This is a genomic window from Neorhizobium sp. P1_A6 (genome assembly GCF_056406795.1).
Map to the genome: position 1 here is coordinate 24,659 of NZ_JBFTZM010000010.1, position 21,181 is coordinate 45,839.

Sequence of the window (21,181 nt, forward strand, 5' to 3'; positions counted from 1 at the left end):
CTCCCGGTTAAGGCAGATCAGTCCGCTTTGCCATAGCCTCCGGCGGTCGGCGTCTGGACGGTCACCGCTTCGCCCGCCTCGATGATCGTCTGGGCGCAGCCCCCAAGCTCTTCGAGCGTGCCGTCGAGGCGTCGTACCGTCGTCTTGCCAAGCTCGCCGGTTTCGCCGCCCTGAAGCCCATGCGGCTTGATCGTCCGGTGCGACGAAAGGATGGCGCAATCCATTTTTTCGAGGAAACGGATGGTGCGCTTCGTGCCGTTGCCGGCCGAGAACCTGCCCCTGCCGCCGGAATTGTCGCGGATGTGGAAATCTTCGAGCAGCACCGGATAACGGGTTTCCAGGATTTCCGGGTCGGTGAGGCGGGAATTGGTCATGTGCACATGCACCGCGTCCGTGCCTTCGAAACCGGTCCCGTCGTTGAACACGCCGGCCGGCGAGCCGGAGCACAGCGTCTCGTAATATTGGTAGGTCGCATTGCCGAAGGTGAGGTTGTTCATCGAGCCCTGGCTTGCCGCCATCGCCCCGAGCGCGCCGAACAGCGCGTTGGTCACATGCTGGCTGGTCTCGACATTGCCGGCGACGACCGCCGCCGGATATTGCGGCTTCAGCATCGACCCTTCCGGCACGATGATCCGGATCGGCCGCAGGCATCCCGCGTTCATGGGAATGGAGCTTTCGACCATGACGCGGAAGACATAAAGCACCGCGGCCCGGGTGACCGGTTCCGGTGCATTGAAGTTGTTCTTCTTTTGCGGGCTCGTTCCGGTGAAATCGACAGTCGCCTCGCGTTTTGCCTTGTCGACGGTGATTTTCACCTGGATCACGCTGCCCTGGTCGGTCGGGTAGGTGAATTCAGAATCGCCAAGTTTTTCGATGACGCGGCGGACGCTCTCCTCCGCATTGTCCTGCACGTGGCCCATATAGGCCCGCACCACGTCCAACCCGAACTGCGCAATCATCTTGCGCATCTCGTGCACGCCCTTTTCGTTGGCGGCGATCTGGGCGCGAAGGTCCGCGACGTTCTGCGCGACGTTGCGGGCGGGGTAGGGGTGGTTGGAGAGGAGATCGGTGATGCCGGCCTCGTCGAACCGGCCGCGATCGACGAGCAGCACGTTGTCGAACAGCACGCCCTCCTCGTCGACGGTGGTCGCAAGCGGCGTCATCGAACCCGGCGCGGTGCCGCCGACATCCGCGTGGTGTCCGCGCGAGGCGACGTAGAACAGGATGTGTCTACCCTCGGAATCAAAGACCGGCGTAACGACGGTGATATCCGGCAGGTGGGTGCCGCCATTATAGGGCGCGTTCAACGCAAACACGTCGCCGGGGCGGATCCTGCCATGGTTCTGAGCGATGACGCTTTCGACCGAGCGGTCCATCGAACCGAGATGCACCGGCATGTGCGGGGCGTTGGCCACCAGCGCGCCATCCGCATCGAAGACGGCGCAGGAGAAATCCAGCCGTTCCTTGATGTTGACCGACGAAGCGGTGTTCTGCAGCGTCACGCCCATCTGTTCGGCGATCGACATGAACAGGTTGTTGAACACTTCGAGCAGCACCGGATCGGCCTGGGTGCCGATCGGCCTGGCGCGGGAGAGTTCCGCGACGCGCTTCAGAACAACGTGGTTCAACCCGGTGATCTCGAAAGCCCAGCCGTCTTCGACGACAATCGTCTGGTGCGGCTCGACGATCAGGCACGGGCCGCTTGCGCGCGATCCAGGCTTGATCTCGGCGCGCCGATAAACTGGCGCTTCGCGCCATGCACCGCCGGAGAAGAACTTTGTCTGTTCAGCCGCCGCTTGCGCGCTATCGTCCAGTTCGAATTCCGGTTCGTCGGAATCGGCGCCGCCGCCGATCGCCTCGACCTCGTAGGCCTCGAAAATAATCTCTCGGTTTTCGAAGATGAAGCCGAACTGTTTCCTGTGCGCCGTTTCGAAGGCGACCGTCATGTCGGCGGCGTCGGTCACGGTTACGGGCAAAGTCGTATCCGTGCCCTGATAGCGCAGGTGTGCGCGGTGCAGGACTTCGGTATCTGCCCGGGAAACGCCCTGCGAGGCCATTTCCTCCAGCACGCTGGCGGTCAGCTCGTCCTGGGTTGCCTCAAGCGTCTCCAGCGCGGCCGCAAGCTCGTGAGATACCGTGCGCTGGCGTGTGGCCCGGATATCCGCAAGCCCCATGCCATAGGCCGACAGGATGCCCGAAAACGGATGGATCATCACGGTCGAAATACCGAGCGCATCAGCTGTCAGGCAGGCATGCTGTCCGCCGGCGCCGCCGAAGCAGGTCAGCACGTAATGAGTGACGTCGTAGCCGCGCTGGACGCTGATCTTCTTGACCGCATTCGCCATGTTCTCGACGGCGATCGCCAGGAAACCATCAGCCACTTCTTCCGGTGAACGGCCGTCGCCGATCACCTTGGCCATGTCCTCGAAGGCGGCGCGCACGGCATCCGCATCGAGCGGCTGGTCGCGGTTGGGTCCGAAGATCGCCGGAAACAGCTTTGGCGACAGCTTGCCGAGCATGACATTGGCGTCTGTAACGGTCAGCGGTCCGCCGCGGCGATAGGCCTTCGGACCGGGATTGGCGCCAGCCGAATCCGGGCCGACGCGAAAACGGCCGTTCTCGAAATGCAGGATCGAACCGCCGCCGGCAGCGACGGTATGGATCGACATCATCGGCGCGCGCATGCGAACGCCCGCCACCTCGGTTTCGAACGAGCGTTCCAACTCGCCGTCATAATGAGACACGTCGGTCGACGTGCCGCCCATGTCGAAGCCGATCATCCGGTTGAAACCCGCAAGCCGCGAGGTCTCGACCGCTCCGACCACGCCGCCGGCCGGGCCGGACAGGATCGCATCCTTGCCCTGGAACAGCCGCGCTGCGGTCAGCCCGCCGGAGGACTGCATGAACATCAGCTGCGCGCCTTGGCCGTCGGTGGCGTCCAAGCCGGTGCCGAGTTCGCCGGCAACCTGCTCCACATAGCGGCGCAGGATCGGCGACAGATAGGCGTCGACGACAGTCGTGTCGCCGCGCCCGACCAGCTTGATCAGCGGCGAAACCTCGTGACTGACGGAAACCTGGGTGAAGCCGATCTCGCGGGCGATATGCGCAATCAGCTGCTCATGCGCCGGGAAGCGATAGGCATGCATCAGGACGATCGCGACGGCGCGGAAGCCGGCGTCATACTGCTCCTGCAGCTGCGCGCGGATCGTTGCGGCATCCGGTGCAGCTTCGATCGTGCCGTCGGCGCGGACGCGTTCATCCACCTCGACCACGTGCTTGTAGAGCAGCTCCGGCTTGATGATCTTCTTGGCGAAGATGTCGGCGCGGGCCTGATAGCCGATCGCCAGCGCATCGCGGAAGCCGCGGGTCGTCACCAGCAGCGTGCGCTCGCCCTTGCGCTCCAGCAGCGCATTGGTGGCGACCGTCGTGCCCATCTTTACCGCGCCGATGGCATCGGCGGGTATGGCAGTGCCGGCCGGCACGCCAAGGAGTTCGCGAATCCCTTGTACGGCCGCATCACGATAGGCTTCCGGATTTTCGGACAGGACTTTATGGGCGACAAGCGATCCGTCCGGCTTCCGGCCGACGATGTCGGTGAACGTGCCGCCGCGATCGATCCAGAAATCCCACTTAGCTTCGGTCATGTTCCGCCCTCAAATCAAATTCGATAGGCAATAACGAAAACATTTCGTCGATAAAACGTCAATGATTAGTTGACAGGAAAATGCACATTGAAGCATCATGCTCGCTGAACGGGCAGGAAGCCGCCAAGAGCTCCACCCGGATAACCGGCAACCGAGGGGAGCCGACCATGCCGTTTTTCATATCCTGTTACGGGAGGCCGATCCATGTCCTCCGTTGATCCGCATCATAGCATTCTTCCGGAATTCCTTCGACGAGCGCTGGACGGCCTGTATCTCGCCGCTGGGTATCTGGGAGGCGTATTTCTCGTGGCGACGTTCGCAATCATGCTGTCCCTGTCGGCCGGCCGGCCGCTGGGCGTCGATATTCCCGCCGGTGACGACTTTACCGCCTGGTGCATGGCAGCAACGGCCTTTCTGCCGTTAGCTCATACCTTCCGGTCCGCCGAACTCATCCGCATGGGGTTGCTGATCGACAGGATCGGCGGAGCGCCTCGGCGGGCGCTTGAAATCGGCTGCACAGCTACTGCGACTTTGGCTGTCGGTTATTTCGCTTGGTATGCGGTGGACATGACATTGACCTCGTGGAAATTCAACGACGTCTCGCAGGGGGTCATTCCGGTTCCGCTCTGGATTCCCCAGATCGGCATGTCTCTTGGTCTGGTCATCCTGGAAGTCGCCTTCGTTGACGAACTTCTCCACCTCCTGTTCGGTGGTATGCCGCGTTACGAGAAGCCGGTGCCGAAGACCAAGGAAGAGATCATCGAGCGCGTCATGGAAAGTGGAGTCTGAATATGGATACCACTTTCCTGGTCGAGATTTCAGGTCTCATTCTCGGCGCGATGCTCATCCTCCTTATGGGCGGAGTGTGGATTGGCATCGCGTTGCTGATATGCGGCTTCATCGCAATGCAGTTCGCCCCGGCCGGCATCCAGATCGGCGCCGCCATGGCCACCAATGCCTGGAGCGGCAGCGCATCCTGGAGCCTCGCAGCCTTGCCCCTGTTCATCTGGATGGGAGAAATCCTCTACAGGACGCGGCTCTCGGACGAGATGTTTCGTGGCCTGTCGCCTTGGCTGAATTGGCTGCCGGGACGTCTCGTCCACGTCAACGTGCTTGGCTGCGGGCTTTTTGGCGCGGTCTCAGGCTCGTCCGCAGCAACGACCGCAATGGTGGCGAAAATCACCTTGCCCGAACTCAAGAAGCGGGGCTACGACGAAAACATCAGCCTGGGATCGCTCGCCGGCGCGGGCACGCTCGGTTTTCTGGTGCCGCCGTCCATTCCAATGATCGTCTATGCGGTCGCAGCGAATGTTTCGATCATCCAGATGTTCATGGCGGGTCTCATTCCGGCCGTCATCGTCATGATCCTGTACATGGGTGCGATCGTCGTTTGGTCGCTGATGAACCCGGACAAGAGCCCCGCTCCTGCCCCGAAGACGTCTTTTCCGACCAAGCTGAAGGAGACGTTGAACCTCATCCCCCTGGCGTTGCTGATTCTCACGGTCTTTTCTGCCCTGATGCTCGGATGGGCGACGGCGACCGAATGCGCGGCATGGGGCGTCCTGGGCGCCCTCGTCATCGCTGCGTCGCAGAGGGCTCTTACTTGGAGAAGTTTCATCGACAGCGTGTTGGGCGCGACCCGCATGACGTCGATGGTCATGCTGATCCTCACGGGAGCCGGCTATATGTCGATTGCCATGGGATATACGGGCATTCCGAACGCTCTTGCGGCGTGGGTCGACAGTTTTCAGCTTAGCCCCTACGCGCTGATTGCCGTTCTGACGCTTATGTATGTGCTGCTCGGTTGCGCCATCGACGGCCTGTCCATGATCGTGCTGACCACAGTCGTGGTGCTGCCGATGATCCAGCAGGCCGGTTTCGACCTGATCTGGTTCGGCATCTTCCTGGTGTTGATGGTCGAGATGGCGCAGATCACGCCACCGGTCGGCTTCAACCTCTTCGTTCTCCAGACGATGAGCGGGCGCGATAGCCTGACGGTTGCGCGTGCCGCACTGCCATTCTTCTTCCTGCTTCTGGCGACCGTCGCCGTCCTCACGATCTTCCCGGATATCGTGATGTTTCTGCCGAAAATGGCTTTCCCGGGATAACTAGAGAGAAAAGGGAACTGAAATGAGAAAATTGCTCTCCAATCTGGTTCGCCCGGGCATTGCGGCGGCGGCCTTGCTGGCAGCCTCCGGTGCGGCGCTCGCCCAGACCGCCTGGGTCCTGCCGTCCGCCTATCCGCCGGCGAACTACCATGTCGAGAACCTGATGCAGTTCGCCAAGGACGTCGAAACGGCTTCCGGCGGCAAATTGAAGATCACCGTTCATCCGAACGCTTCGCTCTTCAAGGCGCCGGATATCAAGCGGGCTGTCCAGACCGGTCAGGCGCAGGCCGGCGAAGTGCTGATCTCGCTGCACGAGAATGAAAACCCCGTCTTCGGCATCGACGTCGTGCCGTTCCTGGCAACCAGCTTCGACGCATCGAAGAAGCTCTATGCCGCCTCGAAGCCGGCGGTTGAAAAGGCGCTCGACGCCCAGGGTCTCAAGCTCCTCTATGCAACGCCGTGGCCACCCCAGGGCATCTTCACCAAGAAGGACGTCAACAGCACCGCTGACCTTAAAGGTCTGAAATGGCGCGCCTATAACGTCGGCACGTCGCGCATCGCCGATCTCGTCGGCGCCCAGCCGGTCACGGTCCAGGCGGCCGAACTGCCGCAGGCTCTCGCAACCGGCGTCGTTGACGGCTTGATGACCTCGAGCGCCACCGGCGTCGATAGCAAGATCTGGGAATCGCTGAACCACTATTACGATACCCAGGCCTGGATCCCGAAGAACGTCATCTTCGTCAACAAGGCCGCCTTCGCAGCACTCGATCCGGCCGTCCAGAAGGCCGTCACCGATGCCGCGGCTGCCGCCGAAGCTCGCGGCTGGGCGCTCGGTGCCGAAAAGACCGCCGCCTACATGGAAACCCTCAGGAAGAACGGCATGAAGGTTCTTGAGCCGAGTGCCGACCTGAAAAAGGGCCTGGCCGATGTCGGCTCCAAGCTGACCGAGGACTGGTCGAAGAAGGCCGGCGCTGATGGCGCCGCCATTCTGGACGCCTACAAGAAGATGTGATTTGAGGGGCGCCGCAGGCACCCCTCTGCGGCGCGCTCGTCCCGGGAGGAGAAATCATGGTATCGGAAAAGAGTGAATTCGGCCCGATCGTATCCTCCGGGCACCTGGCGAGCGGCGCATTGCCGGCGCTGTCGGAGATCGAGTTCGGCATGATCATGCTGAACCACGCCTTCAGCCGCTGGATGGTGCGCTGCATGTCGGCAGCCGGCGTACCGGATCTGTCGCCGATCGATATTCTCGTGCTGCACAACATCAACAGCCGCAACAAGGCAAAGACGCTCGCCGATATCGCGCTCGTCCTCAACATCGAGGACACGCATGTGGTGACTTACGCGCTGAAGAAACTGGAACGCCTGAAGCTGATCAAATCCGGCCGTCGCGGCAAGGAAAAGCTGGTCATGGTGACGGAAGCGGGCGCCGAAGCCTGCAAGCGCTATGCGGCGGTGCGCGAGGAACTGCTGGTCAAGTCGGTGCTTGCGACCGAGGTATCGGGCGAAACCCTGTCGGCCATGGCAGCCCGCCTGCGCGCGCTGTCCGGCCATTACGACCAGGCGGCCCGCGCCGCCGCATCGCTCTAGGAAAACAGCGCATCCATCAGCGGATGGTCGGGGTCCGCCATGCCGTCAAGGATGGTGAAATGATGCCTGTCCGGCTCCTCGACGGCCTCCGTCTCGGCGCCCAGCCCCTTCCAGATACTGGCAAGCAGCGCGTTCTGTCGGATGAATTCGGCGCGTTCGCCAGCCCCTACCCAGCAGGTCACCTTCGCTCCCGGCAGCGGTTCCAGCAGCGCCGGGCTTTCACGATAGGCTTCTTCGACATCGATCCGCTGCTTTTCGTTCATCTTCGTCTTCATGATCGGCCGCAGATCGTGCACGCCGGAGAGTGAAACCGTATTGGCGATGCGGCTGCGCACAGCCTCCGGCAGCGGCGACGTGGCGGAGATCATCCGCGTCACCAGATGCCCGCCCGCCGAATGGCCGATCAGCCGGATCGGTCCCGCCACGTCCTTTGCGGCAGCTTCGATCGCCTTGCCGATTTCCACAGTGATGCCGGAAATGCGGTTTTCCGGGGCCAATGTGTACATCGGCATGGCGACGGCATATCCGCGCTGCACCGAACCCTTGGCGAACTGCGACCAGTAGCTGTTGTCGAGGCCGATCCAGAAGCCGCCGTGGACAAAAACCACAAGGCCGGCCGGTTCGGTTTCGGGCAGGAAAAGGTCGAAGCGGTTGCGCGGTCTTTCGCCATAGGAAAGACCGAGCTTGGCGCGGCCCGCTGCGAAAAGCGTCTCGCGAAAAAGTCGTGCCGGCTCCACCCATGCTGCCGGCCAACGGTCGCCCTGGGGAATGTTGATGCCGTTGGCATAGGCATTGTCCCAGTCGCTAATCCGATGACGCATCTTCACTTTCCCTTCGATAAGGCCTGATTTCGAGCGTCATACTGGCACCGCATCGGCCCGCTTGGAAGCCGCTCAAGCGCCAAAAATGGCGGTCGCGGAAAATTATTACAAACTTAAAATTTCTCTCTTGCAACCGAGGGAAAGCAGTGCTTTTCTGAATGAAAGGCAAAAAGCCGCTCGATAAAAAACGCTTGGGAACGAAAATATGCTGGGACCGTCAGGCCATCTGGATACGTTTGCCCGCGACAATCTTCCGCCGCCAGACCAGTGGCCGGAAATCAGGCTTGATGGCTTCGATTATCCGGAATGGATGAATGCGGGCGTCGAACTCACCGACCGCATGGTCGAGCGCGGCTTCGGCGACAACACAGCGCTCATCGGCAACGGCCGCCGTCGCACCTACAAGGAATTGTCCGACTGGACGAACCGCATCGCGCGTGCGCTGACCGAGGATTACGGCCTGAAGCCCGGCAACCGGGTGTTGATCCGCTCCGCCAACAACCCGGCCATGGTCGCCTGCTGGCTGGCCGCGACCAAGGCCGGCGCGGTCGTCGTCAACACCATGCCGATGCTGCGCTCCGGCGAGCTCGCCAAGATCATCGACAAGGCGGAAATTTCGATCGCGCTCTGCGATACGCGGCTGATGGACGAACTGGTCGCCTGCGCCAAGGAAAGCCGGTTCCTGAAACAGGTAATCGGCTTCGACGGCACCGCCAATCATGACGCCGAGCTCGATCGGGCGGCGCTCAACAAGCCGGTGCGTTTCGAAGCGGTGAAAACCGGCCGCGACGATGTCGCCCTGCTCGGCTTCACGTCCGGTTCCACCGGCGTGCCGAAGGCGACCATGCATTTCCACCGCGATATCCTGATCATCGCCGACGCCTATGCGAAGGAAGTGCTGGACGTGACGCCGGACGACGTGTTCGTCGGTTCACCGCCGCTCGCCTTCACCTTCGGGCTCGGTGGCCTCGCGGTCTTCCCCTTACGTTTCGGCGCGGCCGCGACCCTTCTGGAACAGGCAACGCCGGCCAAGATGATCGAGATCATCGAGACCTATAAGGCGACGATCAGCTTCACCGCGCCGACCGCATACCGCGCCATGCTGGCGGCGATGGATGCCGGCGCCGATCTCTCGTCGCTGCGCATCGCCGTTTCCGCCGGCGAGACCTTGCCCGGTCCGGTCTTCGACGAGTGGGTCAAGAAGACCGGCAAGCCGATCCTCGACGGCATCGGTGCCACCGAGATGCTGCATATCTTCATCTCCAACCGTCTCGGCGATTCAAAGCCGGCCAGCACCGGCAAGCCGCTCACCGGCTACGAGGCGATCGTTGTCGACGACGACATGAACGAAGTGCCGCGCGGCACGATCGGCAGGCTGGCGGTCAAGGGACCGATCGGCTGCCGTTACCTCGCCGACGACCGCCAGAAGGACTATGTCAGGGACGGCTGGAACCTGACGGGCGACAGTTTTATCGAGGACGAGGATGGCTATTTCCATTTTGCCGCCCGCTCCGACGACATGATCGTCTCGGCCGGCTACAACATCGCCGGTCCCGAGGTGGAGGCGGCCCTCCTCAAGCACGAGGCGGTGCTCGAATGCGCCGTGATCGGCGTGTCGGACGAGGCGCGCGGCACGATCGTCGAGGCGCATGTGGTTCTGGCGAAGGGCGCCGAACCAGGCGAACTGATGGTCAAGCTTCTGCAGGATCATGTGAAGGCGGTCATCGCGCCTTACAAATATCCGCGTTCGATCGTGTTCACCGAGGCCCTGCCGAAGACGGAATCCGGCAAGATCCAGCGCTTCCGCCTGAAGCAGAAGCCCTCGGCTTAACCATGGCGATTGGCGGTTGAATTTCGCCTGACATGTAGAGTGGAAGTTTCCACGCAAATGTGGAAGACAAAGAAGACCCGGCGGATGTCCAAGTCCGTCGAAGGCATCGGGAACAACACAAAAACAAACGGGAGTTCGTCACATGAAGAAAATGCTTGCTGCTGCCACTTTGGCGCTGAGCATGAGCACCACCGGCATGGCTTTCGCCGAGCCGCTGAAGATCGGCATGATCACCACGCTTTCGGGTGGTGGCGCCGGCCTCGGCATCGATACGCGCGACGGCTTCATGCTGGCAATCAAGAACGCCGGCAACAAGGACATCACAGTCGTTACCGAAGACGATGCGCAGAAGCCGGAACTGGCCGTGCAGATCGCCGACAAGATGATCCAGAGCGACAAGGTCGATATCCTGACCGGCATCGTCTGGTCGAACCTGCTGATGGCCGTTGCCCCGAGTGCGGTGGCACAGGGCAAGTTCTACGTGTCGACCAATGCGGCGCCTGCAGCGCTTGCCGGCGCCAACTGCAACAAGCTCTATTTCAACGCCGCCTACCAGAACGACAACCTTCATGAAGCCATGGGCGAATATGCCAACAAGGGCTACAAGAAGATGTTCATCCTCGCCCCGAACTATCCGGCCGGCAAGGATTCGCTGACCGGCTTCAAGCGTTATTACAAGGGCCAGCTCGCCGCCGAGGTGTACACCCAGGTCGGCCAGACCGACTACGCTGCCGAAATCGCCCAGATGCGCGCCTCCGGCGCCGACGGCATCTTCGTCTTCCTGCCAGGCGGCATGGGCATCGCCTTCATGAAGCAGTTCGCCCAGTCGGGCGTCAAAATCCCGGTCATGGGCCCGGGCTTCTCCTTCAGCCAGGACGTTTTGCCGGCAATCGGCGACGCTGCGGTCGGCGCCAAGGCGTCCGGTCAGTGGGCCCCGGACTTCGACAACGCAGCAAGCAAGAAGTTCCTGGCGGATTTCCAGAAGGAATATAACCGCCTGCCGTCCATCTATGCCGTCCAGGCCTATGACGCAGCCCAGCTCATCGTTGCCGCAGCGTCCAAGGCCAGCGTCAAGAATGCCGATGCGTTCGGCGCCGAACTGAAGAAGGCCGACATCCAGTCCCCGCGTGGAAAATTCAAGTTCAACACTAACCAGCATCCGATCCAGGATATCTACCTGACGGAGGTGGTGAAGCAGAACGGCGTCATCACCAACAAGACGGTGGAGAAGATCTTCGCCGATCATGGCGATGCCTATGCCAAAGACTGCAAGATCTAAGGCCTGCCTGTGACTTTGGCACTTGCTCTCGAGCAGTTGCTCAACGGCCTGCAGCTCGGCGTCATGTTGTTTCTCATGGCTGCCGGGCTGACGCTGATCTTCGGCGTCATGGGCCTGATCAACCTCGCTCACGGCTCGCTATACATGGTCGGCGCATTTGCCTGCGCCACCGTAGCGGCGTGGACCGGCTCGTTCTGGATCGGATTGATCGCCAGCCTCGTCGCGGCCGCCGCCGCCGGGGCGATCGTCGAACTCGTGGTGATCCGTAGACTCTACGATCGGGATCACCTCGACCAGGTGCTCGCCACCTTCGCGCTGATCCTGATATTTTCGGAAGGCACGCGCTGGCTGTTCGGCTCCTTCCCGCTCTATCTCGATATCCCACCGCTTCTGCAGGGCGCCGTCGCGCTGCCGGGCGGCACGGAATATCCGGTCTACCGTCTGGCGATCATCCTCGCCGGCGCGATCGTCGCCTTCGGCCTCTATCTGCTGATCTCCCGGACCCGCCTCGGCATGCGCATCCGTGCCGGCGAAAGCGACCGCGAGATGATCGGCGCTTTAGGCGTCGATATCCGCACGCTCTATACCGTCGTCTTCGCGCTTGGCGCGGCACTCGCTGGTTTTGCCGGCGCCATGGTCGGGGCACTGCAGTCGGTGCAGGTCGGCATGGGCGAGCCGGTGCTGATCCTCGCCTTCGTGGTCATCGTCATCGGCGGCATCGGCTCGATCAAGGGCGCGCTTCTCGGTGCGCTGCTGGTCGGGGTTACCGATACGATGGGGCGTTTCCTGTTGCCGAAGATCCTGGCGCTGTTCGTCGCCCCGGCCCAGGCCGGCATGATCGGCGGCGCTGCGGCCTCGATGCTGATCTATATCGTCATGGCGGTCATTCTTGCGGTCAAACCGCGCGGCCTCTTCCCCGCGGCGCATGCGTGAGGCCCCTGGCTTAAGATGATCCTGACCCGCGAAAACCTCATCAACTTCATTCTGGCGGCAATGCTGCTCGCCGTGCCCTTTGCGGCGAACGCGCTAGGCCAGCCATTCTACATCACACTGGCGACCCGCATCGCCATCCTCGCGCTTGCTGCGACTGGCCTCAATCTGGCGCTCGGCCTCGGCGGTCTCGTCTCGTTCGGCCACGCGGCCTTCTTCGGAATCGGCGGTTATGTCGCCGGCATCCTGGCCGCTCACGCCTTTTCCGGCGATCCGCTGCTGTTCGGCCTTTCCGGCTCGAAGCAGATGTGGGTGATCTGGATCGTTGCCGTGATCGTCTCGGGACTCGTCGGCCTGGCGATCGGCGCGATCAGCCTTCGCACCTCGGGCGTCTATTTCATCATGATCACGCTCGCATTCGCGCAGATGGTCTATTATTTCGCGATCTCCTGGCCGGCCTATGGCGGCGAGGACGGGCTGTCGCTCCTCGTCCGCAACCAGTTTCCGGGCGTCAACACCATGCGGCCGCTGACCTTCTTCCTGATCTGCTATGTCGTCCTGCTGCTGGCGCTCAGCCTCTTCGCGCTGATTCGCGCCTCGCGTTTCGGCACGGCGCTGCAGGCGGCGCGGCAGAACGAGGTGCGTGTCGCGACCGTCGGCATCCAGCCCTACCGCATCCGGCTGACCGGCTTTGCGATCTCGGCGGCGGTCACTGGCCTTGCCGGCGCCCTGTTTGCCGATCTCAACCGCTTCGTCAGCCCGTCCATGCTCTCCTGGCACATGTCGGGCGAACTGATCGTGCTGATCATCCTCGGCGGCACCGGCCGGCTGTTCGGGCCGCTCGCGGGTGCGGCACTCTACGTCATCTTCGAATTTGCGCTCGGCGGCCTCACCGAGCGCTGGCAGTTCTTCCTCGGCCTCATCCTCCTCGTCGTCGTACTGTTTGCGCGCGGCGGTCTTCTGGGCCTGCTTGCCGGAAAGGCCAAACATGGTTGAGCCGGTTCTCCAGATCTCCAATCTCATCAAGAATTTCGGCGCGCTCCGGGCCACAGATGGTGTGACGCTCGACCTGCGCCCCGGTGAGATCCATGCCCTGATCGGCCCGAACGGCGCCGGCAAGTCGACGCTCATCCACCAGATCTGCGGCACGCTCCGGCAGGATAGCGGCTCGATCCGTTTTGCCGGGCAGGATATCGGTTCATTTGGGGTTGCCGAACGCGCCCGCCTTGGGCTTGGCCGCACCTTCCAGGTCTCGTCGATCGCGCCGGATTTCTCAGGCCTGCGCAATGTCATGCTGGCGGTCCAGGCAAAGCAGGGCTCGAGTTTCCGTTTTTTCAAGCCCGTCATGCGCGACAGGTCACTGATCGACACGGCAATGGCCATACTGGAACGCGTCGGGCTCACGGCCCGCGCCCGCATCCCTGCCGCCGAGCTTTCCCATGGCGAACGCCGGCAGCTCGAAATCGCCATGGCGCTGGCGCTCGGCTCGAAAGCCTTCCTGCTCGATGAGCCGATGGCCGGCATGGGGCCGGAAGGTTCCAAATCGCTGACCCGCTTCCTCGATACGCTGCGGCAGGAAGCGCCGATCCTGCTGGTCGAGCACGACATGGATGCGGTTTTCGCACTCGCCGACCGGATTTCGGTGCTCGTCTACGGCCGCATCATTGCGACCGGCACGGTGGAGGAGATCCGCCGCGACCCGACCGTGCGCACCGCCTATCTCGGAGACCACGCCTGATGCTGCTCGATGTAACAAAGATCGAAGCATTTTATGGCGCCAGCCAAGCATTGTTCGGCGTTGACCTCGCAGTCGCCGAAGGCGAGGCCGTCGCCCTGATGGGCCGTAACGGCATGGGCAAGACGACAACCATCCGCGCCATCTGTAACCTCACGCCGCCGCGATCAGGCGCCGTGAAGATCGGCGGCACGGATACCAAGGGCAAGCGGCCGCATCATGTCGCCAAGCTCGGCATCGGCCTGGTGCCGGAAGGCCGCCGTTGTTTTCCGAATCTCACGGTTCATGAAAACCTTGTCGCTGCCGCCCGGCCGGGCCAGTGGACGCTGGAACGCGTCAACGAACTGTTCCCCCGGCTTGAGGAGCGGCATGCGCAAATGGCAAGATCGCTGTCGGGTGGCGAGCAGCAGATGCTGGCGATCGGCCGCGCCCTGATGACCAATCCGCGGCTTCTCATTCTCGACGAGGCGACCGAAGGCCTTGCCCCGGTCATCCGCCAGGACATCTGGAAGGCGATCAGGCGGCTGAAAGCCGAAGGTTTGTCGATCCTCGTGGTGGATAAGACGCTTTCGGAGCTTTTGCCGGTTGCGGACCGCTGTGTCATCCTGGAAAACGGAAGAAGCGCCTGGAGCGGCAGGCCCGCGGACCTGACGACGGAACTGCAGGATCGATATCTCGGGGTATAGGCATGGAAGCGGAAGCGGCAAGCGCCGACCTGGAACTGATCGGCCATGGCCCGCATGGGAAGAACAAACCTGAGACGCGGCTGTGGCTGCGCATGCTTTCCACCACCAAGCTGATCACCACGGAAATCCGCCGCCGGCTCCGCACCGAGTTCGGCGCTACGCTTCCCCAGTTCGATCTGATGGCGCAGCTCTATCGCGAAGCGGACGGCTTGAGGCTCGGCGAGCTTTCCAAGCGCACCATGGTGACGAACGGCAACGTGACCGGGCTGGTGGAGCGGCTGGAGACGGATGGTTTCGTGCAGCGGGTCACGCCGGACGGAGACCGTCGCGTCACCGTCGCCAAGCTGACGCCCGCCGGTACCGAGCTTTTTGTCGCCATGGCGGCCGCTCACGAAGGCTGGCTGCGCGACATCATGGCCGATGTCGACCCGGCGATGATCGCCTCACTGTGGTCGGAGATCGGCGCGGTGAAAGCTTCCGCCAGCAACCACCTTTCCGGCAGCGCCTTCGAATAGTAAGGCTCGTCTCCGGGCGCAACAATTCGGGGTTAAGAAATGGCAGACCTGCAGGCGATCGTCGATGAGATCCATGCGAAGCTGACGCCGCGTCTGGGTGAAGGCAAGGTGGCCGACTACATCCCGCAGCTCGCCCATGTCGACCCGAAGAAATTCGGGATGGCGATCATCGATGTCGACGGTCAGGTCTTCAAGGCCGGCGATTGCGACGAACCCTTCTCGATCCAGAGCGTCTCGAAGGTCTTCACGCTGACGCTGGCGCTCGGCAAGCATGGCGAGACGACCTGGAACCGCGTCGGCCGCGAACCGTCCGGCTCCGCCTTCAATTCGATTGTCCAGCTCGAGCACGAGGAAGGCAAGCCGCGCAATCCGTTCATCAATGCCGGCGCCATCGCCGTCAGCGATCTCGTCCTTGCCGGACACACGCCGCGCGAGGCGATCGGCGAGATCGTCCGTTTTGTGCGTTACCTGGCGGATGACGATTCGATCGCCATCGATCCGGAAGTGGCGAAGTCGGAGCAGGCGACGGGTTTCCGCAATTTCGCGCTCGCCAATTTCATGCGCTCCTTCGGCAAGCTCGACCATCCCGTCGAACATGTCCTCGGCGTCTATTTCCACCATTGCGCGCTGGCGATGACCTGTACCCAGCTCGCCAAGTCGGCCCTTTTCCTCGCCGCATCGGGCCGCAATCCGCTGACCGGGCACACCGTAGTCTCGAAGCAGCGGGCAAGGCGCATCAATGCGCTGATGCTCACCTGCGGCCATTACGATGGATCGGGCGATTTCGCCTACCGTGTCGGTCTGCCCGGCAAGAGCGGGGTCGGCGGTGGCATCATGGCGGTAGCACCTGGCAAGGCCTCCGTCGCCGTCTGGTCGCCGGGCCTCAATCACAACGGCAATTCGCTGCTTGGTTCGCTGGCGCTGGAAATGCTGGCCACCAGAACCGGTTGGTCGGTGTTCGGCCAATAAAAAAAGCCCGGCCGGAGCCGGGTTTTCAGTGTGCTGGCAGCGTTATGATCAGTCTTCGCTGGCTGCCATCTGCGAAAGAGCATCGCCGCGTCCTCGTGCGCGTAGGATGAGCGGCAGGATGAGGGCAAGTGCTGCCACGCCCAGCAGCACGGCGGCGATCGGCGAGGTGACCAGCACCGTCACGTCACCCTGGCTGATGGCGAGGGCACGGCGGAGCTGCTGTTCGGCGAGCGGCCCGAGAATGAGGCCGACGATGACAGGCGCAATCGGATAATCGAAGACGCGCATGATGTAGGCGACGAGCCCGAAGACCAGCAGCATGCCGAGTTCGAACACCGATGGGTTGGCGCCGATCGTGCCGAGGGTGGCGAATACGAGGATGCCCGCGTAGAGCCACGGCTTCGGAATGGTCAGCAGCTTCACCCACAGGCCGACCAGCGGCAGGTTGAGCACGAGCAGCATCAGGTTGGCGATCAACAGCGAGGCGATCAGGCCCCAGACGAGCTGCGGGTTGGTCGCAAAAAGAAGCGGGCCGGGCTGCAGTCCGTATTGCTGGAAGCCTGCGAGCATGATCGCCGCGGTTGCCGAAGTCGGCAGCCCGAGGGTCAGGAGCGGCACCAGCGTGCCGGCGGCGGATGCATTGTTGGCCGCTTCCGGACCGGCGACGCCTTCGATCGCGCCATTGCCGAATTCTTCCGGGTGCTTGGAAAGCCGCTTTTCGGTCGCATAGGAGAGGAAGGTGCCGATCTCGGCGCCCCCGGCCGGCATCGCGCCGATCGGGAAGCCGATCACGGTGCCACGCAGCCAGGCTTTCCAGGAACGGGCCCAATCCTGGGCCGTCATCCACACAGAGCCCTTGATCGCCTCGATCTTGTCCGGAGCGGCCTCGCCCTGGGCGGCGATATAGAGCGTCTCGCCGATCGCGAACATGGCGACCGCCATCGTGGTCACCTCGATGCCGTCGAGCAGGTCCGGCACGCCGAAGGAAAGCCGGTTCTGGCCGGTCAGCTGGTCGATGCCGACGAGCGACAGGGCAAGCCCGATGAACAGCGAGGTGAGGCCCCGCAGCGTGGAATTGCCGAAGGCCGAGGAGACGGTGACGAAGGCCAGAACCATCAGCGCGAAATATTCGCGCGGACCGAAGACCAGCGCCAGCTTGACGATGTAGGGAGCGATGAAGGCAAGCGCCAAGGTGGCGATCAGGCCGGCCACGAACGATCCGATCGCCGCCGTCGCAAGAGCCGGACCGCCACGTCCCGCCCGAGCCATCTTGTTGCCTTCGAGCGCGGTGACGATCGAGGCGCTTTCACCCGGCGTGTTGAGGAGTATCGACGTCGTCGAGCCGCCATACATGCCGCCGTAATAGATGCCGGCAAACATGATCAGCGAGCCGGTCGCATCCAGCTGGTAGGTGACCGGCAGAAGCAGGGCGACCGTCGTTGCCGGACCGATGCCGGGGAGTACGCCCACCGCGGTGCCGAGCGTCACGCCGATCAGCGCGTAAAAGAGGTTCATCGGCTCCATTGCCGATACGAGCCCCTGGAGAAGAAATTCGAATGTGGTCATGATCTTGCTCTCAAGGGTCGCATCACTGGATGAGGTGTTCCAGCGGGCCTGCCGGAAGCGAAAGTTGCAGAACGCCGGCAAACAGCCACCAGATGGCGAGACAGATGACGATGCCGACCGGAATGCTGATCCATAGCCTGCGGGCGCCGAAACCTGCCGCCGCAAGGCCGAAAAGCGTGCCCGTGGCGATCGAGAACCCGGCGATCCGGATGAGGATCATTTGCGCCAGCAGGCCGGCGACGACCCACGCGACAGGTCCAAGCTCCTGTTTTTCCCGCGCCGGGAAATCGCGGCGAAAGGCGGCGAAGACCGTCCAGACGGCAAGTCCGATCAGCGCAAAGGCGATCCAGTCCGGAACTGTGGCCGGGCCGACCTGGCTATAGCCGCCCATATCCCTCAGCCGCGAGACGTCGAGAAAGATGACGACGGCGACAGCAACGAGGATGGCGGCAATAACAAGCGCCGCCCAATCGGGGCGGCGCTGCTCGGTGGTCGTTTTGTTGTTGTCGAGGCTCATTTGACCAGTCCGATGTCCTTCAGGATGGTTTCAGTGGCAGCGATGTCCTTGGCGAGCTGGGCGTCGAATTCCGGGCCGGAGAGATAGGTGTCGATCCAGCCCTTGGTCTTCAGGTTGTCCTGCCAGGTCTTGGACTTGGCAAGCTTTTCGACGTCGGCGGTCACAGCCTTCTTCTGCTCGGGGGTCAGGCCGGGAGCAGCGGCGACCATGCGCCAGTTCTGGATCACGACGTCAAGACCGCCTTCCTTCAGTGTCGGGGCATTGATGCCTTCGACCTTCTTTTCGGAGGAGATGGCGAGGAGGCGAAGCGTGCCGGCCTTGATCTGGCCTTCGAACTCGCCGTAGGACGAGATGCCGGCCGTGACCTGGCCGCCAAGGATGGCGGCGAGTGCTTCACCGCCGCCGGAAAACGCGATGTAGTTGACCTTCGTCGGATCGACGCCGGCGGCCTTGGCGATCAAACCGGCCGTGATGTGGTCCGTACCGCCGGCCGAACCGCCGCCCCAGGAAACCGAACCCGGATTTGCCTTCAGCTTGGCGGTCAGATCGGCAATCGACTTGATGTCGGAAGAAGCCGGAACGACGATGACTTCGTATTCGCCGGTCAGGCGGGCGATCGGGGTAACGTCCTTCAGCGTGACCGGGGACTTGTTGGTGAGGATAGCACCGACCATGACGTAGCCGCCGACCATCAGGGCGTTCGGATTGCCCTTCTGCTGGCTGGCGAACTGGGCGATGCCGATCGTGCCGCCGGCGCCGGGAACGTTCATGACCTGCACCTTGCTGGAGATCTTCTCAGTCTGCAAAGCGGTCTGCATGGTCCGGGCGGTCTGGTCCCAGCCGCCGCCGGGGGCGGCTGGCGCCATGATCGAATAGTCGGCCGCGGCGGCCGGAAGTGCGATTGCGCCCGCGAGAAGGGAAGCAAGCAAGAAATGTTTCAAGGGTCGATCCTCCGTTGGCGTCTTGATCCGACGCGAAATGCTTGTTTTGGCAGAACGAGGGAGATTGAAGCGGAAAGCGAGAATCGCTCGTCCGATGTCCTCCCATCGTGAATCGGGTCCCCGCCTCCACGGGGGCCGAATGCCCTAAGCCAGCATATCAAGCTGACATCTACCTGACATCTTTCGCGGACTTGCGATTTGGCAAGGGGTTTCGGCCCGCAGCCGCCGAATTTTGTGGCTATTGCAGCCGAAGGACTTCGTTCCAGCGGGAAATCAGCCGTGCCCGCTTCACCTGGTCGAGATAAACCATCAGCCCGAGGCTGACCGGAACCGGTTTCAATTGCCCGCCCAACATCTCCCGCAGCGTCGTCGCGGTGTTGTTGCCGGCGACTTCCGGGCTGACGGCCGGGATCTGCAGTTCACGGGCCATGATTGTCTGGCCTTCCTTCGACATGAAGAATTCGAGGTAACGTTTGCCGAGATCCGGCGCGGCGGCGGCCTGCGGCACAAGGCCGATACGCGACATCACCACCGTGTAATCCTTCGGCAGCACGATCCCGACATCCGGATGACGGGAAGCCCAGTCGGCGGCATAGGAACCGAGGATGTTGTAGCCGAGCAGGAACCGTCCGTCGGCGACGCGCTCCAGGATCGCCTGACTGGTCGAATAAAGTTTCACGCCCGCAGCCCCCATTGCCCGGATCACCGACCAGATATCGCCGAACTGTTCCTGGTCGCGCGCCATGAACAGGAAACCGACGCCGGACCGCTCGATGTCGTAGGTGCCGATTCGACCGTAGACGGCATCGCCCCGCTTCTGCAGGAATTCGACCAGTTCCGCCCGGGTCGAGGGCGGTGGGGAATCCTTAAAACTCGGCTTGTGATAGACGAACACGGCCGGTTCGAAAGTCAGCGCATAGGCCGTATTGCGCCAGTTGGCCCAGCCCGGCCATTGCCCGCTCATCGGCAGGTCGCTGCGCTGGGCGTAGCCGTCATTGGCAAGCTTCACCTGCAGGTCCATGGCCGACGAGAAGGCAAAGTCGGCAGTCTTGTTGCCGGCATCGGTTTCGCGCACGATCCGGTCGTAGATCTCGCCCGTCAGCATGTCCTCGTAGCGCACCGCGACATCCGGATTGGCCGTCTGGAAGCCGGCTATCATCGGCTTGGCGAGCGGCTCGTCGAGCGACGAATAGACCGTCAGCATGGGCGCATCGTCCCGCCCGGAGAGCGCCCGGAACAGCGTCGTGTCCGCCGCTGCAAAGCTGGGCGAAAGGGCAAGACAGAGGAATAGGAAAAGCAGCCTTTTCATGTGGCCACAATGCCCCACTGCAGCGGCCGCGACAAGCCAACCGGAACTCCGTAACATTCCCGCCACAGGGACCTCGATGCAACCGTCCGCCAGCTTGTTTTCCGATGCCAGATCATTACCTGTGGGCGGTCTTTTTTGCGCCGGAAGTCCCGGCGTCTTGTCAGCAACCAAAGGTCTCGCCCCATGTCGCTTACGCTCTACGATGTCACAGTGCCGGTCTTCATCCGCGCTTTCGGCAACCTCACGGAAATCCTGAAAAAGGGCGAAGCTTTCGCCGATGAAAAGGGCCTCGCCCACAAGGAACTGCTGGAGACCCGGCTGGTCGATGACATGTACCCGCTGATCTCCCAGATCCAGCGCGCCAGCGACACCGCGAAATTCGTGCCGGTCCGCGTCGGGCAGATCGAGAATATCCCGATGGCCGACGAAGAAGTTACTTTCGCCGACCTGCATGCCCGGATCGAAAAGACCGTGGCCTTCCTCAACAGCGTCGATCCTGCCACCATGGTCAATCGCGAAGATGCCGAGGTGATCGTCAAGACCCGCAGCGGCGAAACGAAGTTCACCGGCAAGAGCTACGTCCTCGGCTTCGCGCTGCCGAATTTCTATTTCCACGTAACCACGGCCTACGCCATCCTGCGCCACAAGGGCGTTCCGATCGGCAAGATGGATTATATCGGCCGTTCGCAGTAACAAGGTCGTCAGGCCCTCAGTGACATCGCCGCTTCCGCGTTTATAAT

General features: G+C 62.5%; 19 protein-coding genes. 13 read left to right on the top strand and 6 right to left on the bottom strand.

The window, feature by feature from the left end:
- Positions 1–17: 17 nt before the first annotated feature.
- Positions 18–3,644: a hydantoinase B/oxoprolinase family protein gene (locus tag AC1D3C_RS19805; protein ID WP_477484046.1), complete on the bottom strand. Its 3,627-nt coding sequence runs from the start codon at positions 3,642–3,644 to the stop codon at positions 18–20.
- Between the two features lie 204 nt (positions 3,645–3,848).
- Here AC1D3C_RS19805 and AC1D3C_RS19810 point away from each other — a divergent pair, with 204 nt between their 5' ends.
- From AC1D3C_RS19810 to AC1D3C_RS19825, 4 genes are read left to right on the top strand one after another with little or no spacing between them, the layout of a single operon-like run.
- Positions 3,849–4,433 carry a TRAP transporter small permease gene (locus AC1D3C_RS19810; protein WP_477484047.1) on the top strand — a complete coding sequence of 195 codons (585 nt, stop codon included), beginning with the start codon at positions 3,849–3,851 and terminating at the stop codon, positions 4,431–4,433.
- A 2-nt stretch (positions 4,434–4,435) separates the two neighbouring features.
- Positions 4,436–5,752: a TRAP transporter large permease gene (locus AC1D3C_RS19815; protein WP_477484048.1), complete on the top strand. Its 1,317-nt coding sequence runs from the start codon at positions 4,436–4,438 to the stop codon at positions 5,750–5,752.
- Positions 5,753–5,783: 31 nt separating this feature from the next.
- Complete coding sequence (locus AC1D3C_RS19820) at positions 5,784–6,764, top strand: TRAP transporter substrate-binding protein (RefSeq protein WP_477484188.1); 981 nt, start codon at positions 5,784–5,786, stop codon at positions 6,762–6,764.
- A gap of 56 nt (positions 6,765–6,820) precedes the next feature.
- Positions 6,821–7,342 (top strand): winged helix DNA-binding protein, encoded by a 522-nt coding sequence (locus AC1D3C_RS19825; RefSeq protein ID WP_477484049.1) that lies wholly within the window; start codon positions 6,821–6,823, stop codon positions 7,340–7,342.
- Here the strand turns inward: AC1D3C_RS19825 and AC1D3C_RS19830 are convergent.
- Positions 7,339–8,163: an alpha/beta hydrolase gene (locus AC1D3C_RS19830; protein ID WP_477484050.1), complete on the bottom strand. Its 825-nt coding sequence runs from the start codon at positions 8,161–8,163 to the stop codon at positions 7,339–7,341. The genes AC1D3C_RS19825 and AC1D3C_RS19830 overlap by 4 nt on opposite strands.
- Positions 8,164–8,368: 205 nt before the next feature.
- Here AC1D3C_RS19830 and AC1D3C_RS19835 point away from each other — a divergent pair, with 205 nt between their 5' ends.
- The 8 genes from AC1D3C_RS19835 (at position 8,369) to AC1D3C_RS19870 (ending at position 16,108) form a co-directional block, all read left to right on the top strand.
- Entirely contained in the window at positions 8,369–9,994 is a 1,626-nt protein-coding gene (locus tag AC1D3C_RS19835) for an AMP-binding protein (RefSeq protein WP_477484051.1), read from the top strand.
- 142 nt (positions 9,995–10,136) lie between these two features.
- Positions 10,137–11,273: an ABC transporter substrate-binding protein gene (locus AC1D3C_RS19840; protein WP_038547751.1), complete on the top strand. Its 1,137-nt coding sequence runs from the start codon at positions 10,137–10,139 to the stop codon at positions 11,271–11,273.
- A 9-nt stretch (positions 11,274–11,282) separates the two neighbouring features.
- Positions 11,283–12,206 carry a branched-chain amino acid ABC transporter permease gene (locus AC1D3C_RS19845; protein ID WP_477484052.1) on the top strand — a complete coding sequence of 308 codons (924 nt, stop codon included), beginning with the start codon at positions 11,283–11,285 and terminating at the stop codon, positions 12,204–12,206.
- A gap of 15 nt (positions 12,207–12,221) precedes the next feature.
- Positions 12,222–13,199 carry a branched-chain amino acid ABC transporter permease gene (locus AC1D3C_RS19850; RefSeq protein ID WP_477484053.1) on the top strand — a complete coding sequence of 326 codons (978 nt, stop codon included), beginning with the start codon at positions 12,222–12,224 and terminating at the stop codon, positions 13,197–13,199.
- A complete protein-coding gene (locus AC1D3C_RS19855; RefSeq protein ID WP_477484054.1) occupies positions 13,192–13,941 on the top strand; it encodes an ABC transporter ATP-binding protein in 750 nt (249 codons plus the stop codon). Before AC1D3C_RS19850 ends, AC1D3C_RS19855 begins: the two co-directional genes overlap by 8 nt.
- A complete protein-coding gene (locus tag AC1D3C_RS19860; RefSeq protein WP_477484055.1) occupies positions 13,941–14,624 on the top strand; it encodes an ABC transporter ATP-binding protein in 684 nt (227 codons plus the stop codon). Before AC1D3C_RS19855 ends, AC1D3C_RS19860 begins: the two co-directional genes overlap by 1 nt.
- 2 nt (positions 14,625–14,626) lie before the next feature.
- Positions 14,627–15,139: a MarR family winged helix-turn-helix transcriptional regulator gene (locus AC1D3C_RS19865; RefSeq protein WP_038547761.1), complete on the top strand. Its 513-nt coding sequence runs from the start codon at positions 14,627–14,629 to the stop codon at positions 15,137–15,139.
- Between the two features lie 39 nt (positions 15,140–15,178).
- Positions 15,179–16,108, top strand: a complete 930-nt coding sequence (locus tag AC1D3C_RS19870; RefSeq protein WP_038547762.1) for a glutaminase — start codon at positions 15,179–15,181, stop codon at positions 16,106–16,108.
- Positions 16,109–16,156: 48 nt separating this feature from the next.
- Here AC1D3C_RS19870 and AC1D3C_RS19875 read toward each other — a convergent pair whose 3' ends face one another.
- From AC1D3C_RS19875 to AC1D3C_RS19890, 4 genes are all read right to left on the bottom strand, one after another.
- Positions 16,157–17,674, bottom strand: a complete 1,518-nt coding sequence (locus tag AC1D3C_RS19875) for a tripartite tricarboxylate transporter permease (protein WP_477484056.1) — start codon at positions 17,672–17,674, stop codon at positions 16,157–16,159.
- A gap of 22 nt (positions 17,675–17,696) precedes the next feature.
- Positions 17,697–18,191, bottom strand: coding sequence for a tripartite tricarboxylate transporter TctB family protein (locus tag AC1D3C_RS19880; RefSeq protein WP_038547767.1), 495 nt, complete (start codon positions 18,189–18,191; stop codon positions 17,697–17,699).
- Positions 18,188–19,132, bottom strand: a complete 945-nt coding sequence (locus tag AC1D3C_RS19885; RefSeq protein WP_477484057.1) for a Bug family tripartite tricarboxylate transporter substrate binding protein — start codon at positions 19,130–19,132, stop codon at positions 18,188–18,190. Before AC1D3C_RS19885 ends, AC1D3C_RS19880 begins: the two co-directional genes overlap by 4 nt.
- A 238-nt stretch (positions 19,133–19,370) precedes the next feature.
- Complete coding sequence (locus tag AC1D3C_RS19890) at positions 19,371–20,441, bottom strand: ABC transporter substrate-binding protein (RefSeq protein ID WP_477484058.1); 1,071 nt, start codon at positions 20,439–20,441, stop codon at positions 19,371–19,373.
- 183 nt (positions 20,442–20,624) lie between these two features.
- Here AC1D3C_RS19890 and AC1D3C_RS19895 point away from each other — a divergent pair, with 183 nt between their 5' ends.
- A complete protein-coding gene (locus AC1D3C_RS19895) occupies positions 20,625–21,134 on the top strand; it encodes a DUF1993 domain-containing protein (RefSeq protein WP_477484059.1) in 510 nt (169 codons plus the stop codon).
- The last annotated feature ends 47 nt before the right edge of the window (positions 21,135–21,181 follow it).

Coding starts and splice junctions, on each gene's coding strand:
- AC1D3C_RS19825 (WP_477484049.1), top strand. CDS start 6,821: ATGGTATCGGAAAAGAGTGAATTCGGCCCGATCGTATCCTCCGGGCAC.
- AC1D3C_RS19875 (WP_477484056.1), bottom strand. CDS start 17,674: ATGACCACATTCGAATTTCTTCTCCAGGGGCTCGTATCGGCAATGGAG.
- AC1D3C_RS19880 (WP_038547767.1), bottom strand. CDS start 18,191: ATGAGCCTCGACAACAACAAAACGACCACCGAGCAGCGCCGCCCCGAT.
- AC1D3C_RS19815 (WP_477484048.1), top strand. CDS start 4,436: ATGGATACCACTTTCCTGGTCGAGATTTCAGGTCTCATTCTCGGCGCG.
- AC1D3C_RS19870 (WP_038547762.1), top strand. CDS start 15,179: ATGGCAGACCTGCAGGCGATCGTCGATGAGATCCATGCGAAGCTGACG.
- AC1D3C_RS19830 (WP_477484050.1), bottom strand. CDS start 8,163: ATGCGTCATCGGATTAGCGACTGGGACAATGCCTATGCCAACGGCATC.
- AC1D3C_RS19840 (WP_038547751.1), top strand. CDS start 10,137: ATGAAGAAAATGCTTGCTGCTGCCACTTTGGCGCTGAGCATGAGCACC.
- AC1D3C_RS19835 (WP_477484051.1), top strand. CDS start 8,369: ATGCTGGGACCGTCAGGCCATCTGGATACGTTTGCCCGCGACAATCTT.
- AC1D3C_RS19855 (WP_477484054.1), top strand. CDS start 13,192: ATGGTTGAGCCGGTTCTCCAGATCTCCAATCTCATCAAGAATTTCGGC.
- AC1D3C_RS19860 (WP_477484055.1), top strand. CDS start 13,941: ATGCTGCTCGATGTAACAAAGATCGAAGCATTTTATGGCGCCAGCCAA.
- AC1D3C_RS19810 (WP_477484047.1), top strand. CDS start 3,849: ATGTCCTCCGTTGATCCGCATCATAGCATTCTTCCGGAATTCCTTCGA.
- AC1D3C_RS19865 (WP_038547761.1), top strand. CDS start 14,627: ATGGAAGCGGAAGCGGCAAGCGCCGACCTGGAACTGATCGGCCATGGC.
- AC1D3C_RS19850 (WP_477484053.1), top strand. CDS start 12,222: ATGATCCTGACCCGCGAAAACCTCATCAACTTCATTCTGGCGGCAATG.
- AC1D3C_RS19895 (WP_477484059.1), top strand. CDS start 20,625: ATGTCGCTTACGCTCTACGATGTCACAGTGCCGGTCTTCATCCGCGCT.
- AC1D3C_RS19805 (WP_477484046.1), bottom strand. CDS start 3,644: ATGACCGAAGCTAAGTGGGATTTCTGGATCGATCGCGGCGGCACGTTC.
- AC1D3C_RS19890 (WP_477484058.1), bottom strand. CDS start 20,441: ATGAAAAGGCTGCTTTTCCTATTCCTCTGTCTTGCCCTTTCGCCCAGC.